Below are 17,113 nucleotides of genomic sequence, written 5' to 3' on the forward strand. Positions count from 1 at the left end.
ATGCTGGGTTTAGGCTTGGATGGTGGTGTTGCTGGATGGTGCGGGACTGCTATCAACCGAGCGCACGAAGTCGAGCGCCCATTGCAGGGGCGAAGCCGTGCGCTGGCTCGCGGGTTTGCTCACTTGCGCCTGTTCGTGCTTGTTGACCAGGTGCGCTAAATACGCTTCGTTGAATTCTCTGGTGGTGCTGGTGGCGTTGCGGATGGCAATGGCTTCGCGCTGCGCCTCTTTTCCAGTAGCGCCGCAAACGGCCAGTGCCAACGGACCCAAGCCGAGCGAGAACAGCCGATTGCCCTGCGGGCTGGTCAGGTAGTAGTCGCGCTTGGGCGTGCTGCTGGCGAGGATGTCTAACTGCTTGTCGTTCAAACCGAACATCCGGTAGAACTTGGCCACCTCGTCGTTTCGGGCGCTGCTGTTGGGCAGGAAGATCTTGGTCATGCATGCCTCGATCAGCGTCGGCATGATCTTGGATTGCGCCACGTCGGCCAGACTCTGCGTGGCAAACCACACCGCAACGTTGGCCTTGCGCAGCACCTTGAGCCATTCGCGGATCTTTGCCGAAAACGCTGGGTGATCGAGGAACAGCCATGCTTCATCGAGCACCAGGAGGCTCGGCCGCTTCGCGTCGAAGCGCTGCTCCAAGCGGTGAAACAGGTAGGTCAACACCGGCATGACCACCTGGGGGTGTTCATCAATTCTTCCATTTCAAACGCGAGCCAGCTGCCCAGCGACACGTCGTCGTGCGTTGCATCCAGCAGATAGCCGTGCGCCCCGTCCACCGTGAACGGGTGCAAGGCCTCCTTGATGTCTGGATCTTGCACTAGCACGGTAAAGCCTGAAATGGTGCGTTGCTCGACCGGGCTGTCGTCTGCGCCCAGCTCGTTGAGCGCATCCCAGATGGCGCGCTTACGCTGCGGCGTCATGTCGACGCCTTCGCCCACGATGATGTCAATCAGCCATTCTTGCGCCCATGCCCGCTCCTGGTCGTTGTCCACGTGGGCCAGCGGCTGAAACGCCGGGCTGCTGTCACCGCCTAGGTCGTAGAAGCGGCCACCCACGTGGTCGGTGGTAATACGGGAGCTGCCGCCCTTGTCGAAGATGTAGACCTGCGCGGCTTCATAGCGACGGAACTGTGTCTCGGCCAAGTTGAGTAGCACCGACTTGCCGGCACCGGTCGGGCCGATGACCATCGCGTGCCCTACGTCGCCCACATACGTACTGAAGCGGAACGGCGTCGTCTCCCCGGTGACCACGAACATGTGCGGCGGGGCGTGGTCCAGATTCTGGTTGCCGGGGAATAGATCGTTCTGGCAATAGCGCGGCCCGGCCCACACGCTGGAACTCGGCATGGCATGGGCGAGGTTGAGGGTGGAGACCATCGGCCGGCGGATATTGTGCTGGGCGTTGCCTGGCACCGCGCCCAAAAACGCGTCAATGGCATTGCCATCGCGGGCTTCGTCAATGGTCACAAAGCCTAGACCATTGATTTCGCGCTCGACCGCGCGCAGCTTGGCTTCCAACCTTCGCGGATCTGTATCAAGCACGATCAGCGATTGGGTGAAGTAACCATAGCCCACCGCCTCTGCTGCGATTTCCTGCATTGCCGCGTTGGCGTCTGCCGCGTTAGCGAGTGCTTCCGGGTTTTCCAGCGCTGACTCCGACTTGCTCAGTAGCTCCTTCAAGATGACCATGAAGGACTTGCGGCCGCTGAACCACTCGCGCTGGATCTTCTTCATTTCCTTATCGGCCGTGGCCTTGTCCAAGGCCACCCAGCGCGTCACCCACCGGTAGGCCATGCCCATCCGGTTCAAGCGATCCAGAATGCCGGGGATGGTCTGCGTCGGGAACTGACGCACGGTGATGATGCCCAAGTGGTGTTTGCCCAGCTTCGGTTCTTTGCCACCGATCAGCGGGGTGTCGGGCAGCACGCGGCAAAGCTCTTGGGATACGTCACCAGGTACAACCGGGTGACGTTTGGTGCTGATTGTGTCGTGCAGGTAGGTCAGCAGCTCGGCGTCATCGAGCGCATGCACCTCGGGCAGGATGGCCGAGAAGGCTTCCAGGAGCCGAACGCGCTCCACCACGAACTTGTCGAGCCAATCGTTGATTGTCTGCCGGTCGCGGTTGGCCGCACTCTTGCGCTGCCCGTCCGGGTCCGTGAAGAACCAAGCGCGGGCTGTACTCTCCCGCGCCTTGGGCGGCAACCATCCGAGTGTGAAGTAATACGTGGTCTCAAAGTGAACGCCGGTCTCGGCGATCGTGCGGCGCTCTTCATCGATCAGATACGACATCGGATCGGGGAAGTGTTCGCCGCTGGGATAGTTGGTGCTGGGTGCACGCGGTGCGTCGATCTGGAAATACCAGCCGTCGCCAAGGCGGCGGAACAGGTTGTTCATCTGGGCCGACACTGCAATCAGTTCGTGCTTGGTCGCGGAGTCCAGGTCTGGCCCGCGATAGCGCAGCGTCGTGATCAACGACGCGTTGCGGTTCAGCACGACGCCGGGGGCGACCAGATACGCCCACGGCAGAACATCGCCAATGTCGGTGGGTTCGTTGCTGTATTTCGGAAGTCGCTGCATGGGTTGGCCTTCACTGGATGCCGCCGGTCAGTGATCCGCAAGGGCCGGACCACTGACCGGTAGCCCGCTATGCGCGGTAGTGGGTTTTCAAGCGGAGCGCGCGTTTCAACGCCTCCGGCCATTGCGTGTCGTACTTGGTCAGTAGAACCAAGCCGATGTGGATGACGATGTAGAACGGCAAGCTCCACCACGATTGCAGGCCAAGCACGAGGGCTGCAGCCGTCGTGAACGCGACAACGGCCATGTCGCGCGGAATACCTACAAGAAGCCTGGGTGTGGACAGTGCGCGGTGTACCGGCACCTCATAGCCATCTGGGTTGGTTTGTTCGTCCACGATCAGAACACCGCGCCGCCGCCGAAGCCCAGGAAGTTCAGGAAGAACGTGGAGGCTGTGAAGGCGATCGACAGGCCGACACAGACCATCATCAGTTTGCGCATGCCTGAGCCACCTTCGGAAAAGGCGATGCCCAAGCCACAGCTGATAATGGCGATGACGCCGATGGCCTTTGCGACAGGGCCGCTAATACTATTCAGGATCTGGGCTAGCCAGCCTTCCCACGGCATGCCGGTGCCGCTTGCGTAGGCGGCGGCCGGCAACAAGAAAAACGCCAGCGTGAGCAGCTGGAGAGTGCGAGTGTTGCGGAGCTTCATCGTCATGTCCTGCGTTGGGGGAAAGTTCTTTTTTACGTAGTGTGTATACATCTAGCACACCAAGCAGCGGCCCGGTCATTCGGCTGACAGAAGCTTGTAGACGTACCCTTCTGGCGTCTGCTCGACGCCCTTGACGCGCAGCACTTCACGCACGCGCCGCACCGCCTTGCGGCCCTCATCGTCGTCTACCGTCTCGAAACCGATGCTCACGATGATCTGCACCGTGCGGGCGATCTTGCGCGGAACGAGGGTCGGCAGGGAATCGTTACGTACAGGGCCAAAAACCGCCTAAGCGATTGAAACAAAATCATAATTTCCTTGTCCCGATAGCGGATCTCCCCGTCTATGGGGCCTGTTCAAGGACTTTCGCTGTATAGCTCAGCGGCGCCACTTCCTATCAAGGTCGAGATGGTAGTCGCCGAAGCGATTGATGTGGCTGGTCCGATACGGCGACAGGCCGGCCAGGATCTCGGGCGTCAGTTCAATCCCCTCCTTCCGCATCTCAGCCAAGGTGCGGCTCATGCCCTCCACGTTGTGGAGGATGATCATGTTGGCGACCAGCTGGCTGTACTTGATGATCTTGCGCTGCTCGTGTTGGACGTTCTCAGCAATGATCCCCTGGCTGCCAAAGAAGACCCACTTCACGAAGCCGTTGTACTCCTCGCTCTTGTTGGTCGCAGCATGGATCGTTTTGCGGATCTCGTTGTCATCAATGTAGCGCAGCAAGAACAGCGTTCTGACGGCCTTGCCAAGTTCCCGGAAGGCGAAGTACAGCTTGTTCTTCCGACTATAGGTGCCCAGCCGGCGCAGGATCGAGGACGCGGTGATTTTCCCCAATCGGATCGAGATCACCACCCGCAGCATGTCGTGGAGATGGGTCGCGATCAGTTGCCAGTCGATGCTGTCTCCGAACAGTGCCTGGATGTTCTTATAGGTCCTGCCAGGTTCGGGCCGGAAGAATGTCAGATCCTTGATGTTTCGTATCCTGGGCATCAGCTGGATGCCCAGCATGTGGGCCAAACCGAAGACCGGGTAGCTCTGCGCCTGCGTGTCGCCATGGACGATCTCAGGCTGTATGTCGGAAGTGTTCGCCAGCAGGCCATCGAGGATGTAGATGCCCTCGTGAACGCCACAGGGAATGAAGTGGCTGAACAGCGCCACGTATTTGTCGGACACGTGGTAGTAGCCAATGCCGCCGTAGCCGCCGTAGCGGATGTGGTACTCCGACAATAGGTTGTCCTCGTAGACGCTCCATTTGGTGCCATCTGCTGAGGCGCTCTTCCCGCTGCCCCAATAGCCCGGCAGGTCGAATTTGTTGTAGGTATTGATGACCTCCACGATGGCCTTCTCAAGCACATCCTCGGTCACATATTTGAGGTTCAGCCAAGCAACCTGGCGCCGGCTGAAGCCCTTGATCGACCGCGCCGTCTGCGTCGGCCCTAGGTTGCAGCCATAGCAAAATAGCGTGGTGATCACACGTCGCGGCAGATCTTCGACTTGGCTCTCGGTACCGGCGATCGGGCGGAAAAAACGGTGCAGATCCAGCCATTGGCTGGCATCGATTAGGACATCGACGATGCTGGATTCTGGAAGCCGTTCGGCGATGAGGCGATCAACGGTGGTAATCGCGCTGGAGACTTCGGCGCGTTGCCCCTTCCGCAGCACCAGGCGCCCCTCCAGGATGTCCGCATGCACGTTCTCCGGGAAACGCCCATCGACCTCATCGGCCAGGGTGGTCAATTGTGCGCGCAACCCAGCCACGAACGACGCGGCGTCGGTGGGTAGACCTGACACCTGGCCATAGGCTTCCAGTTCCTGCGCCAAGGTGGCTTCATCGACCAGCTGCTCGCGGTAGTCATCAAACCGTTCGCTGCTGGGAATGAAGAGATCTCCGGACTTCAGTTCGTCTTTGACCTGCACCAGCACGGCCAGCTCGAAGTATTTACGGTGCATCCAGCCGGCGCCTGCTGCGCTGGCCCGCTTGCCGAACACGTGCTGACGCCAGAGCTTGGACATCCAGTCAAAGTCCTTTTCCGGGTCCAGGCCGAGGGATGCGACCTCGATCAGCTCACGGCGTTGGTTGCGCAGCGACAGCACCGCTGTGATCAACGGCTCCATGCCGGCGTCGTGGCTGGTCGCCCGTAGATTCATCAGCTCCAGCCCATTGAACAGCAGCGGCCTGACCGCGCCATAGGGCTGCAGCATGAAAGGCAGGTAATTCTTCCCGGCGTAGGCCATATGTTCTTCGCATTCGGCCAGCAAGGTCGACACTTCCGCTTCCAGGCTGTTGTCGATGGCATCCACGCGCTGCCTATCGCTGCCGTCGAGCTGATAGGCCTGCAGGATCTCCTTGAGCTGGCCGATGAGGAAGTCGGCCCGCTTGGCATGTTCGAGCTGGTAAGCCAGCAGCTTCTGCTGGGCCGTGTTCTCCAGCCCGCGCACCTGCTTGATGAACAACTCGGCTGCATCATCCAGCGTCTTGGCGTGCTGGGCGCGAATGAAGATGGTGGCCAGCGCATAGCGCTTGTCCTCAGCCAATTCGGCCAGTTCGCTGGCGTCATAGGCCCGAGCCATTGCACGGAATTGCTTGAGCTTGGGCACCGGCACATCGATGGGAGGCAGTTGGTCAGCCAACTGCTGCAGCATGCGGATGTGCTGCAGATAAAAACGAACTTCCTTGTTGGTCGGCCGGCCAGGCTCGCGCTTGAGCGATTGCCAGCCAGTAAATCTGGAGCCTTCCGGTGCGCGCAGCAATTCGTCAATGAGCGTGCGTGTGGCAGGCGTCAGTGCGTGGCTGATGCTGCGGTAGTACCCCAAATTGACCCGCTCGCGTGCGCCAATGGCGGCCAGCTCCAAGGTGCGGAAGCCTGGCAGTTCGTAGCGGTGGTGCACCAGCTCTTCGAGCAGGACGTTCACGATGTCCGGGATAGTGTGCTTGGTCTGGGCTGCTCCGGTGGCCACTGTGTCCAGCCAAGACAACCCAGCTTTGTCCAAGGGACGCACCCCAATGAACTGCCGCAGCTGCGGCATATGCCGGCGCTGGCTGCCGGAGGCGTCATAGCGTTCGAGCTGGTCGGTGTCCAATACGCGCCCGAGTCGGGCGGCCTTGGCGATGTGCTTCCGGATCCGCTCGGGCACTTCGGCCAACACTGTGAAGTAACCCAAGCGCTGGAAGAGCTTGAGATGGATCAGTACCGCCAGTTGCGGACCCGGCTGGGTGGTCAGCTGCTTGGCGAATGCAATCTCAGCGGCGGTGGGGGTGTAGATCTCCTCCAGTTCCTTGGCGGTGGGATCAGGCTTCAGTCGCGGGTAGGCGGTCTCGTGAAGGGTAGCCATTGGATCCGGAGGTTATGAGGGGATCAATCCCAGTGCCGGCCGTCGTCTGTATTGAGAGACGCTTCCAGGAAACACTGGTGCGTATCGGCCATGCGGTGCATGTCATCGAGCAACGTGGCCAGGATTTCATCCAGATCCTGATCGGGATCGGTGGGAACAGTTAACCGGTACTCGCTGCTGGCGGTGTTCAGACGCACTGCCTGGAACGGAGCCAAGCAGATCTCTTCAATCCGGCCCCGGGCCTTGGCCGCGCCGCGGCCCGCGCGGGCAAACGGGGTCAGCACCATGCGCAGACGGAGCTGCAGCGCAGATTTGCCCTCGGGTGCCGGCAGTGCCATCGCCGGTACCGGCGCGGTTGGGCTGGGTAGGCTCGCTTCAATGCGGTCCCGGGCAAACGGGTCACGCCCATCCAGGTAGCGCATGGCCGACTGCACATCGCGCCAGCCCACGTACTCCATCAACGCCTTCATGTCCCAGCCTTGGTCGTTGGCCCAACTGGCAAAGCCGCGGCGCAACGAATGGCTGCTGTGGAGCCCCGCATCGGCAAAGCCGGCACTGGTCAGCAACTCGCGTAGCAGGCGCACCAAGCTATTGGGATGGAGGCCTTCGGCGCTCACCTGGCCCCATTGGTTGACCGCCCGAAATACCGGTCCTTCCTGCAGGTCGGCCGCCTGCAGCCACACCTGGGTCGCCTCCACCGGGCACAGCCGCGACAACGCCGGCACCTTGTAGGTAACGCCGGCCGCTCTGCGATCGCTCTTGCTGCGCGGCAGGAAACAGGTCATCCCCTGTCCCGGCACCAGCGTGAGATGGGCCACGTCCAGACGCAGCAGTTCATCGCCGCGAAAGCCACGCCAGAATCCGAGCAGCACCAGCGCTCGGTCCCGTTGGTGGCGCAGCGCTGCCGCTCCGTCGCCCCGCGCGCGTGCCGCCGCGATCGCAGCGGCCAGCCAGTCGTCGAGCTCGACCAGCCGCCGAATCTGGAGCGGCGCGGCTTGCTTGACCTGCCCGGGGTGCAGGGTCTGGATGCCTTTGAGCACCTTGCGCACCAGCGGCGACCGGGTGGGATCGACAAATCCGTGGTCGCGGTGCCAAGAGGCGATGGCCGCCAGGCGTTGGCGAAGGGTGCTGGTGGCCAGGGTCTGCGCATACGCGGCCAGGTATCGGGCCACGCTGTCAGGTGTCGCTGGGAGGTGGCCTTGCCACTCGACTTCAAAGTGCCGTAGCGCCGACGCATAGCTGCGCACCGTGTTCTGGCGCGTGGCCGCATCGAGGTAGCGGTCCAGTTCGGTCACTGGCGCGTGGCCTCCACAGCGACCGGCTGCCGCAGGGTCGACAGGATGGTGCATTCCGCCCGCTGCCCGCCGTGGCAACTGGCAATCACCCGTTCCAACTCCCTGGCCATGCGCTGCAGGTCGGCCATGCGCGCCCGCACGTCGGTCAGATGGCTGCGTGCCAGCCGATCCACGTCCCCGCACGAGAGCTCCTCATCGCCGGCCAGCTGCAGCAGGCTGCGGACCTCCTCCAGGCTGAAGCCTAGGTCCCGGCCGCGCGCAATGAAGCGCAGCCGCTCGATGTCGGCCGGGCCATAGACCCGGTAGCCATTGCCCGAGCGCCCCGGGCGCGGCAGCAGGCCGATCCGCTCGTAATAGCGGATCGTCTCCAGGTGGCATCCACTGGCGTCGGCAGCCTCACTGATTTTCATTCGTAATACACTTGACTCCGTAGTAGCTACGGACTTTACGCTGAACCCCTATCCGCCGCCACTCCGGCCGCGCCGCTGCGTGTGACGACCATGCCACTGCCCATCGCCTTGATTCGCTGCTGCCTGATTGCTTTGCTGCTCGGCTGGGTTCTGCCCGCTTCCGCTCAGGCGGAACCTACCGCAGCAGACTTGCGCCAAACGTGGCAAATGCTCGATTACATCGCGGTCGACTACCCAGGCGCGGTCCAGGCCGGACGTGGTATTGCTCCCAGCGAATATGCCGAAATGAGCGAGTTTGCCGGCGCCGTCCGCAGTCAGCTGGCAGCATTGCCCGGTGGCCCGAACCAGCAGGAGCTGACGGCCCAGGCGGATCGGCTCGTCCAGGCGGTGGCAGAGAAGGCCGACCCCGCGCAAGTGGCAACGCTTGCCCGCGGGCTCGGCACGGCGCTGCTGGCCCGCTACCCGATCGGCGCCATTCCGGCGAGCCCGCCGAAGACCTCCCAGGCCGCGTCCATCTACAGCCAGCAGTGCGCGGCCTGTCACGGCCCCACAGGTCACGGGGATGGCCCAGCCGCGCAAGCGTTAAGTCCGCCGCCGATCGCGTTCACCGATGCCACTCGCGCAGCGCAGCGCACCCCCTATCCTTGTACGAGGTCATTTCCCAGGGTGTGCCGGGCACCGGCATGGTCAGCTTCTCTGGGCTGTCAGAAAGTGATCGCTGGGCGCTGGCATTCTATGTGGGCAGCTTGGGGTACTCCTCGCAAGCCAAGGTTCAAGGTGAGGCGTTGTGGCGCACCAGTAATGAGGCCCATGCACGCATTCCGACGCTCGAAGCACTGACTCGCACGCGGGAAGACGATCTTGCCACCACGATGCCCGCCGATCAGGCAAACGCGATCATCGCCTACCTGCGTTCGCAGCCACAGGCTGTCAGCGAAGCGGTAGCAGGAGCCGATCGCTTTGCGGTGGCGCGGCAGCGACTGGCTGCCAGCCAGCGCGCTTACGCTGCTGAGGACCTGGCCCAGGCCAAAAGCTTGCGCTCTCGTCCTATCTTGATGGTGTAGAGCCCTTTGAGCCGACGCTGGCCACGCGCAATCCGTCATTGCTGCGAGAGATTGAAACGGCCATGGCAGCCTACCGCGCGCAGCTGGATCAGCATGCCCCGGCGGCTGACGTAGCCGCGCAGACAGCCCAAATTGCCCAGCTGTTTGATCGGGCGGAGTTGGCGCTGCAGGACGCCCGAATAGGGGCCAGCACCGCGTTTCTGGGCAGCTTTACCATCCTGGTGCGTGAAGGGCTGGAGGCGCTGCTGATCGTGATTGGCATCGTGGCGTTCTTGCGTAAAGCCGAGCGATCTGATGTGTTGCCCTATGTGCATGCGGGCTGGATCTGCGCATTGTTGGCAGGCGCAGCTACCTGGGCAGTGGCCACCTACTTTGTTGATATCAGCGGTGCGAACAGGGAAGTCACTGAGGGTGTCTCGGCCTTGTTCGCCGCCGCTGTCCTGCTCAGCGTAGGCATCTGGATGCACCAAAGAGCCTTGCAGGACGGTGGCAGGAGTACCTGCACGCCAAGCTGACGACCGCGCTGACACGGCGCTCGGCTGTTTTTCTGTTCATGCTGGCCTTTGTCGCGGTGTACCGCGAGGTGTTTGAGACGATCTTGTTCTACATCGCGATGTGGAGCGATCAGGCGTCCACCGCCATCCTCGCAGGCCTGGTGGCGGGAATCCTGGTATTGGCCGCGGTGGCGTACTGGATGCTGCGCATGAGCAGGCGGCTGCCGATTGGCCGGTTCTTTTCGATCAGCTCGATTCTCATCGCGGTGATGGCGGTCATCTTGATCGGTAAAGGCGTGGCCGCGTTGCAGGAAGCGGGCTGGATCTCCCAGACACCGCTCGCGTTGCCGCGCATCGAATGGATCGGCCTGTATCCAACCTGGCAGTCGCTGCTGGCGCAGGTCTTGGTAGGCACTGCCGCCATCGTGGGGTTCCTCGCCAATGCCCGCTCTGGCGTGAGAAGACCGGCCGACGCAAACAAGCAATGAAACAACACAGCAGAGGACCAGAACATGAGTGATTGCGGGTGCCACCACGAAGCCAAGAACAAGGAGGAACGGCGCATCCTCTGGATCGCCTTGGCGCTGAATGCAGCGATGGCCGTGATCGGCGGCATTGCCGGTTGGATTGCCCATTCCACCGGGCTGCTGGCCGACGCGCTGGACATGCTGTCTGACGCTACCGCCTATGCCATTGGCCTGGTCGCTATCGGGCGCACGGCGCGATTCAAGGCCAATGCCGCGTGGGTCAGTGGCAGCGTACTGCTGGTGCTGGGCATAGGCGTACTGGTCGAAGTCGGTCGCCGGGTCATGTACGGCGCCGAGCCGGTCAGCGGTTGGATGATCGGTACCGCTCTGGTGTCACTGGCCGTGAATCTGAAAGTTCTCCGTATGCTCTCTCCATTGAAGTCTGGCGAGGTGCATCTGCGGGCGACCTGGCTGTTCACCCGAGCCGATGTGGTGGCAAACGTCGGGGTAATCCTGGCCGGCGTGTTGGTGTGGTGGCTGGCCAGCCCGTACCCGGATTTCGTGATCGGCGCCCTGATCGGTCTGTATGTGATCAAGGAATCCTTCGAGATCTTGGGTGATGCGCGGCGGGCACGTGCCGACGCGCGCAAGACGCCTGCATGACAGCGCTTGGTCGGCTGAGCTTTGGCCTGCGCTGGCTGTTGCTGGCGCACTTGGCCGTGGGCCTTGTGGCACAGCCGTTGCTGGCAGTGGTCGGCGAGCTTCATGCTCAAACCCACCTGGTCACTACCGACCGCGGCCCGGCAGTGGCGCCGCCAGCTTCCGAGCGTGGCGTAGACGCCGCCCTGCACCGGCTTCAGCAGCTGGTGCTGTGTTGCAGCCAGGCCGCGCCGGCGCCTGAGATCCTGCTGGCCGTGGCGGACATCGGCCGGCATTTTCCGGTGATCCAAGCCAACACGCGCTCTTATCCGCACGAGCATCCGGTCGCGCCTTTCCGGCCTCCGATCGCAGGGTGATGTCCGCCGGCAGTGCCGGCCCAGCGACCCGCTGCTGCGCGCGGTGGTGATCGTTTGTTGATATCGAAATCTTTCGGAGTACTTCCATGCATGTGCGATTGGCGGCCTTGGCCGCATGGCTGCTGTTGGGCAGCGCGGCGACGACGGCGGCGGCCGCTGAGTTGATGACCTTGGACGACGCGTTTGCACGCGTGGCCCAAACCCACCCTGAGCTGCGCTTGGTCGATGCGCGGGCCATCGTGCTCGCTGCCGAGCGCGACCAGGCCGTACAGCGGCCACCATGGACGTTGGGGGCGGAGGTCGAAAATGCGCTGGGCAGCGGCGCCGCTCGCGGCCTGGACAGCGCCGAGCTGACCCTGAGCCTGAGCTCGGTGCTGGAGCGCGGCGGCAAGCTCGACGCCCGCCGCACCTTGGCCCAGGGCCGGATTGATGCACTGGCCGTGCAGCGGGAGACCGGCCGACTGGACCTGCTCGCCGAAACGGCGCAGCGCTACCTGGCCGTGGTCGGTGCCGATCGGCAACGCAAACTGGCGAACATGGATGTCGGTCAGCGCCAGCGGACCGTGGCGGCCGCCCGGCAGCGCCTACAGGCCGGCGCCTCGCCAGAATCGGTGGTGCTCACCGCCCAAGCTGCACTGGCGCGGGCCGAGCTGACCCGTGATCGGGCCGAGCAGCAGCGAATCGCCGCTCGTCAGCATCTGGCCGCACTGTGGGGCGAACGTGCTCCCAGCTTCGAGGTGGCTGCGGCCGATCCCATGGTCTTGCCGGCGATCGCGTCCATGCAGACGCTGGCCGAGGAGCTGGAGCGGACTCGGAACTGGCGCAGTTTGCCGACGCCCGTCGGATCGCGCAGGCACGACTGCAGCTGGCGCGTTCGGCGGCCGCGCCGGACCTGTCCTGGCAGCTGGGTGTGCGTCGCCTGCAGGAGTCCGATGACACCGCGCTGGTGGCCAGCCTGTCCATGCCGCTGGGCAGCCGCAGCCGTGCACAGCCGGAGATTCGCGCCGGTGAAGCCGAACTGGAGGTGCTGGCAATCGAGCGCGAGGCCAAGGGCTTGTCGCTGTATTCCACGTTGGTCGAGGCCCATGGCCGCTACACCGTGGCACAGGCCGAGGTGGCACGGTTGCAAGGCGACGTGCTGCCGAAGCTGGCCCGGGCTGAGCAGGCCGCCGAGCGCGCCTATCGCGCTGGCGCGATCAGCTACCTGGAATGGGCACAGTTGCAGTCCGAATGCACGGCCATGGCCCAGCAGCAGCTGGACGTGGCGCTCGATGCGCAGCGCGCCCTGATCGAAATTCAACGACTGACCGGCCAGGCGCTTGTCACGCCGCCGGCGGCCGCTTCCACTGGAGAGACCCCATGAATCGCTTTTCCTGGACCGCACTGGGCATGGCCCTGATGCTGGCCGCCTGCAACGCGTCGGCCCCCAACGAAGCCTCCGAGAGCGGCGCCGCCGCTGAGGGCGAAGAACACGGTGAGCACGAGGAGGCACCGTTGGAAACCAAGATTGCCGCCAAAGCGGCGCAGGCGGCGGGTATCCAGGTCGCGCCTGCAGGCCCCGGTGAGATTGCCGATGAGCATGAGGTGCAAGGGCTGTTGACCCCGATTGACGGGCGCATCGCGCAGGTCACTGCACGCTTTCCCGGACCGGTCCGCTCCGTGCGAGCCGGCGTGGGCGATCAGGTACGCGCCGGCCAGGCACTGGCCACCGTGGAGAGCAACCTGAGCCTGACCACCTACACCGTCACCGCGCCGATCAGTGGCGTGGTCATGGCGCGTACGGCCGCTGTGGGCATGGCAGCCGCTGAGGGCGCACCGCTGTTCGAGGTAGCGGACCTGTCCACGCTGTGGGTGGACCTGCACATCTTCGGGGCCGACGTCCAGCACATCGGTGCCGGCGTGCCGGTGACGGTCACCCGCTTGAGCGATGGCGTCACGGCGCAGACCACCTTAGAGCGCGTCCTTCCCGGCACCGCCACCGCCAGCCAAAGCACCATTGCGCGCGCCACGGTGGCCAACACCGATGGCCTGTGGCGGCCCGGTTCGGCGGTCAAGGCGCGGGTGACTGTGGATCGCCAATCGGCAGCGCTGGTGGTGCCGATCACCGCGCTGCAGACCGCTGAAGACCAGGACGTGGTCTACGTGCAGCAGGGCGAGACCTACCACACCCGGCCGGTCAAGCTGGGCCGCCGCGACGCCGAACGCGCCGAAGTACTGGAAGGACTCAAGGCCGGTGAACAGGTGGTGGTGGCTCAGAGCTTCCTGATCAAGGCCGACATCGAAAAGTCCACCGTGGAAGAGGAATGAGGCCCGCCATGCTCGAACGCCTCATTGGGCTGTCCATCCGCCATCGCTGGCTGACGCTGGTGCTCACCGCTGCGCTGGTTGCGCTGGGCGTGTGGAGCTACCGTCACCTTTCCATCGACGCCACGCCGGACATCACCAACGTCCAGGTCCAGATCAACACCCAAGCCCCGGGCTACTCGCCGCTGGAGGCCGAGCAACGGGTGACCTTTGCCATTGAAACGGCCATGGCCGGCCTGCCCAAGCTGGACTACAGCCGCTCGCTATCGCGCTACGGTCTCTCCCAGGTCACTGTCGTGTTCAAGGACGGCACCGACCTGTACTTTGCCCGCCAGCAGGTCGCTGAGCGCCTGCAGCAGATCTCTTCCCAGCTGCCCGAAGGGTTGGACCCGGAAATGGGCCCCATCTCCACCGGGCTGGGCGAGATTTTCATGTACACCGTGGAGGCCGAGCCCAACGCTCGCAAGCCCGACGGCACCCCGTACACGGCCACGGACCTGCGCACCCTGCAGGACTGGGTGATCCGGCCGCAGCTGCGCACCACGCCGGGCGTCACCGAGGTCAACACCATCGGCGGCTTTGAGCGGCAGATCCACATCACCCCCGACCCGGCCCAGCTGGTGGCGCTGGGCTTCACGTTGAACGACGTGGTCGCCGCGGTCATGCGCAACAATCAGAACATTGGCGCCGGCTACATCGAGCGCAATGGCCAGCAGTTCCTGGTGCGCGTGCCAGGTCAGCTGGCCAATCAAGAGGCGATCGGCAACATCGTGCTGGACCGCCGTGACGGCGTGCCCATCCGGGTGCGCGATGTGGCGAGCGTCGGCGAAGGCAAGGAGCTTCGCACCGGCGCGGCCACCCAGAATGGCCATGAGGTCGTGGTCGGTACCGCCTTCATGCTGTTCGGCGCCAACAGCCGGGAAGTCTCCCAGGCGGCCGCGGCCAAGCTGGACGCCGCCAACGCCAGCTTGCCTCCGGGCGTGCATGCCAAGGCCGTCTATGACCGCACCGCGCTGGTGGACCGCACCATCGGCACGGTATCCAAGAACCTGATCGAGGGCGCGCTGCTGGTGGTGGTGGTGCTGTTCCTGCTGCTGGGCAATGTGCGCGCCTCGTTGATCACCGCGGCGGTGATTCCGCTGGCGATGCTGTTCACCATCATCGGCATGGTGCGTGGCGGCGTATCGGGCAACCTGATGAGTCTGGGTGCGCTGGACTTCGGCCTGATCGTGGACGGGGCGGTGATCATCATCGAGAACTGTCTGCGCCGGTTCGGGGAGGCGCAGCACGCGCTGGGCCGCCAGCTCAACGATGAAGAGCGCTATGACCTGACCGCCTCGGCCACGGCTGAGGTGATCCGTCCCAGCCTGTTTGGCCTGGGCATCATCGCGGCGGTCTATCTGCCGATCTTCGCCCTGTCCGGGGTGGAAGGAAAAATGTTTCACCCGATGGCGATCACGGTGGTGCTGGCCCTGACCGGTGCCATGGTGTTGTCGCTGACCTTCGTGCCGGCGGCGATCGCCACCTTCCTGCGCGGCCGCGTGGCGGAACACGACAACCGCCTGATGCGCTGGTCGCGGGCCCGCTATACGCCACTGCTGGATTGGGCACTGCGGCGCCGGGTCGTGGTGCTGGCAGGCGCGGCCGTGCTGGTGGTGGGCTGTGGCGTGCTGGCCACCCGATTGGGCTCGGAGTTCGTGCCGAGCCTGGATGAGGGCGACATCACCTTGCAGCCTATGCGTATTCCCGGCACCAGCCTGGAGCAGTCGGTGGCTATGCAGGAAACGCTGGAGAAGCGCCTGGCCCAGTTCCCGGAGGTGGCCAACATCTTCTCCAAGATCGGCACCGCCGAGGTGGCCACCGACCCGATGCCCCCGTCGATGGCCGACACCTTCCTGATGCTCAAGCCCCGCGACCAGTGGCCCGATCCGCGCAAGCCCAAGGCCGAGCTGGTGGAAGAGCTGGAGGCGGCGGCCAAGGAAATTCCGGGCAGCAACTACGAGTTCACCCAGCCCATCCAGATGCGCACCAACGAGTTGATCTCCGGCGTCCGTTCGGACGTGGCGGTCAAGGTCTACGGCGACAATCTGGACCAGCTGACGCGTCTGGCCAGCCGGGTCGAGCGGGTGATGCGCAGCGTCCCTGGCGCCGAAGACGTCAAGGCCGAGCAGGTCTCGGGCCTGCCGCTGTTGACCATCACGCCAGATCCGGCGGCATTGGCACGGTATGGCCTGAACCCGGGCGATGTGCAGGAAACGGTGGCCACGGCCATTGGTGGCAGTATCGCAGGCCAGTTGATCGACGGCGACCGACGCTTTGACCTGGTGGTGCGCCTGCCCGAGTCCCAGCGCCAAGACCCGGCCGTGCTGGCAGATCTGCCCATTCCGCTGCCGGCAAGCACCAGTGTCGATGAGTCCAGCCGTCTGGCCGCCGGCGCCAATGGCGGGCCTCGTACGGTGCCACTGCGGGAAGTGGCGAAGATCCAGGTGGAACGCGGGCCCAATCAGATCAATCGGGAGAACGGCAAGCGGCGTGTGGTGATCACCGCCAATGTGCGGGAACGCGACCTGGGCGGGTTCGTCGGCGAGTTGCGCACGCGCATCGGCCAGGATGTCACGCTTCCAGAGGGCTACTGGATCGATTACGGCGGCACCTTCGAGCAGCTGATCTCGGCCACCCAACGCCTGGGGGTGGTCGTTCCGGTGACACTGGCGTTGATCTTCGCTCTGCTGTTCATGGCCTTCGGTTCGGCCAAGGATGCGACCATCGTGTTCAGTGGCGTGCCACTGGCGCTGACCGGCGGTGTGCTGGCACTGGCTCTGCGTGGGATTCCGCTGTCGATCTCGGCCGGCGTGGGCTTCATCGCACTGTCGGGCGTGGCCGTACTCAATGGGCTGGTCATGATCGCGTTCATTCGCCGCTTGCGCGAACAGGGTGATCCGCTGGACGAGGCGGTACGCGACGGCGCCCTTGGACGCCTGCGGCCGGTGTTGATGACCGCCCTGGTAGCCTCGCTGGGCTTCCTGCCCATGGCCTTGAATGTCGGTGCTGGCTCGGAGGTGCAGCGGCCGCTGGCCACCGTCGTCATCGGCGGCATCGTCTCATCCACCGCATTGACCTTGTTGGTGCTGCCGGTGCTCTATCGTTGGCTGCATCGCGACCGAGCTCCCCGCGGCGATCGCACTGCCTTGGAGTCCTCGACATCATGAACGAGATCAACCTGGAACAGGTCCGTGCGGCGATGTTTACCGACCCCGGTGTGAAGGCGGTAGACGATCTACGCCTGGTCCCCGGCAAAGAACATGGCCGTGCGATCGCTGCCACCATCACGGTCGCTGCGCCCTCAGTCGACCTGGACTTGGTGCACGCGGTGACCGCCCGCGTGCTGGCCGACCAATTCGGCATCGATCAGGTCATGCTGTGCTTCAACGACCCGGGCCCGGTGCCACCGCCACCCACCGGGGCGCCGTTGAAGAAGATGTGATCGCTGTCCGTGG

9 protein-coding genes and 5 pseudogenes are annotated in these 17,113 nt (G+C 64.0%); 7 read left to right on the forward strand and 7 right to left on the reverse strand.

Annotated features, from left to right (window positions below; all coding sequences use genetic code 11):
- Window positions 1–9 precede the first annotated feature (9 nt).
- The 7 genes and pseudogenes from NDY25_RS22505 to NDY25_RS22535 all read right to left on the reverse strand — a co-directional run bounded on the left by NDY25_RS22505 (window position 10) and on the right by NDY25_RS22535 (window position 8,271).
- A pseudogene (locus tag NDY25_RS22505) lies at window positions 10–2,579 on the reverse strand (TraG/VirB4 family ATPase).
- Between the two features lie 67 nt (window positions 2,580–2,646).
- Window positions 2,647–2,823, reverse strand: a complete 177-nt coding sequence (locus tag NDY25_RS22510) for a hypothetical protein (protein ID WP_425510815.1) — start codon at window positions 2,821–2,823, stop codon at window positions 2,647–2,649.
- Window positions 2,824–2,915: 92 nt separating this feature from the next.
- Complete coding sequence (locus NDY25_RS22515) at window positions 2,916–3,236, reverse strand: TrbC/VirB2 family type IV secretion system protein (RefSeq protein ID WP_251755047.1); 321 nt, start codon at window positions 3,234–3,236, stop codon at window positions 2,916–2,918.
- Between the two features lie 69 nt (window positions 3,237–3,305).
- Window positions 3,306–3,476, reverse strand: a pseudogene (locus NDY25_RS22520) (ATPase, T2SS/T4P/T4SS family); the annotation flags it as partial.
- A 97-nt stretch (window positions 3,477–3,573) separates the two neighbouring features.
- Window positions 3,574–6,566 (reverse strand): annotated as a pseudogene (locus NDY25_RS22525) (Tn3 family transposase).
- A 23-nt stretch (window positions 6,567–6,589) separates the two neighbouring features.
- Window positions 6,590–7,861: a site-specific integrase gene (locus NDY25_RS22530; RefSeq protein WP_101364856.1), complete on the reverse strand. Its 1,272-nt coding sequence runs from the start codon at window positions 7,859–7,861 to the stop codon at window positions 6,590–6,592.
- Complete coding sequence (locus tag NDY25_RS22535) at window positions 7,858–8,271, reverse strand: MerR family transcriptional regulator (protein ID WP_101364857.1); 414 nt, start codon at window positions 8,269–8,271, stop codon at window positions 7,858–7,860. The genes NDY25_RS22530 and NDY25_RS22535 overlap by 4 nt, the downstream gene beginning before the upstream one ends.
- A gap of 90 nt (window positions 8,272–8,361) precedes the next feature.
- Between NDY25_RS22535 and NDY25_RS22540 the strand changes: the two are divergent.
- The 7 genes and pseudogenes from NDY25_RS22540 (at window position 8,362) to NDY25_RS22570 (ending at window position 17,100) form a co-directional block, all read left to right on the forward strand.
- Window positions 8,362–10,317, forward strand: a pseudogene (locus tag NDY25_RS22540) (FTR1 family protein).
- 24 nt (window positions 10,318–10,341) lie between these two features.
- The gene (locus tag NDY25_RS22545) at window positions 10,342–10,959 is read left to right on the forward strand and encodes a cation efflux transmembrane domain-containing protein (RefSeq protein WP_251755156.1); all 618 of its coding nucleotides are present in this window, start codon (window positions 10,342–10,344) and stop codon (window positions 10,957–10,959) included.
- Window positions 10,956–11,312, forward strand: coding sequence for a hypothetical protein (locus NDY25_RS22550; protein WP_251755154.1), 357 nt, complete (start codon window positions 10,956–10,958; stop codon window positions 11,310–11,312). The genes NDY25_RS22545 and NDY25_RS22550 overlap by 4 nt, the downstream gene beginning before the upstream one ends.
- An 86-nt stretch (window positions 11,313–11,398) precedes the next feature.
- Window positions 11,399–12,675, forward strand: a pseudogene (locus tag NDY25_RS22555) (TolC family protein).
- The gene (locus NDY25_RS22560; protein ID WP_251755150.1) at window positions 12,672–13,619 is read left to right on the forward strand and encodes an efflux RND transporter periplasmic adaptor subunit; all 948 of its coding nucleotides are present in this window, start codon (window positions 12,672–12,674) and stop codon (window positions 13,617–13,619) included. The pseudogene NDY25_RS22555 and the gene NDY25_RS22560 overlap by 4 nt, the downstream one beginning before the upstream one ends.
- 8 nt (window positions 13,620–13,627) lie before the next feature.
- Window positions 13,628–16,825 (forward strand): efflux RND transporter permease subunit, encoded by a 3,198-nt coding sequence (locus NDY25_RS22565; protein ID WP_251755148.1) that lies wholly within the window; start codon window positions 13,628–13,630, stop codon window positions 16,823–16,825.
- Window positions 16,822–17,100: a hypothetical protein gene (locus NDY25_RS22570; RefSeq protein ID WP_251755145.1), complete on the forward strand. Its 279-nt coding sequence runs from the start codon at window positions 16,822–16,824 to the stop codon at window positions 17,098–17,100. Before NDY25_RS22565 ends, NDY25_RS22570 begins: the two co-directional genes overlap by 4 nt.
- Window positions 17,101–17,113 lie beyond the last annotated feature (13 nt).

This window comes from Xanthomonas hortorum pv. pelargonii (genome assembly GCF_024499015.1).
Lineage (GTDB): Bacteria > Pseudomonadota > Gammaproteobacteria > Xanthomonadales > Xanthomonadaceae > Xanthomonas > Xanthomonas hortorum_B.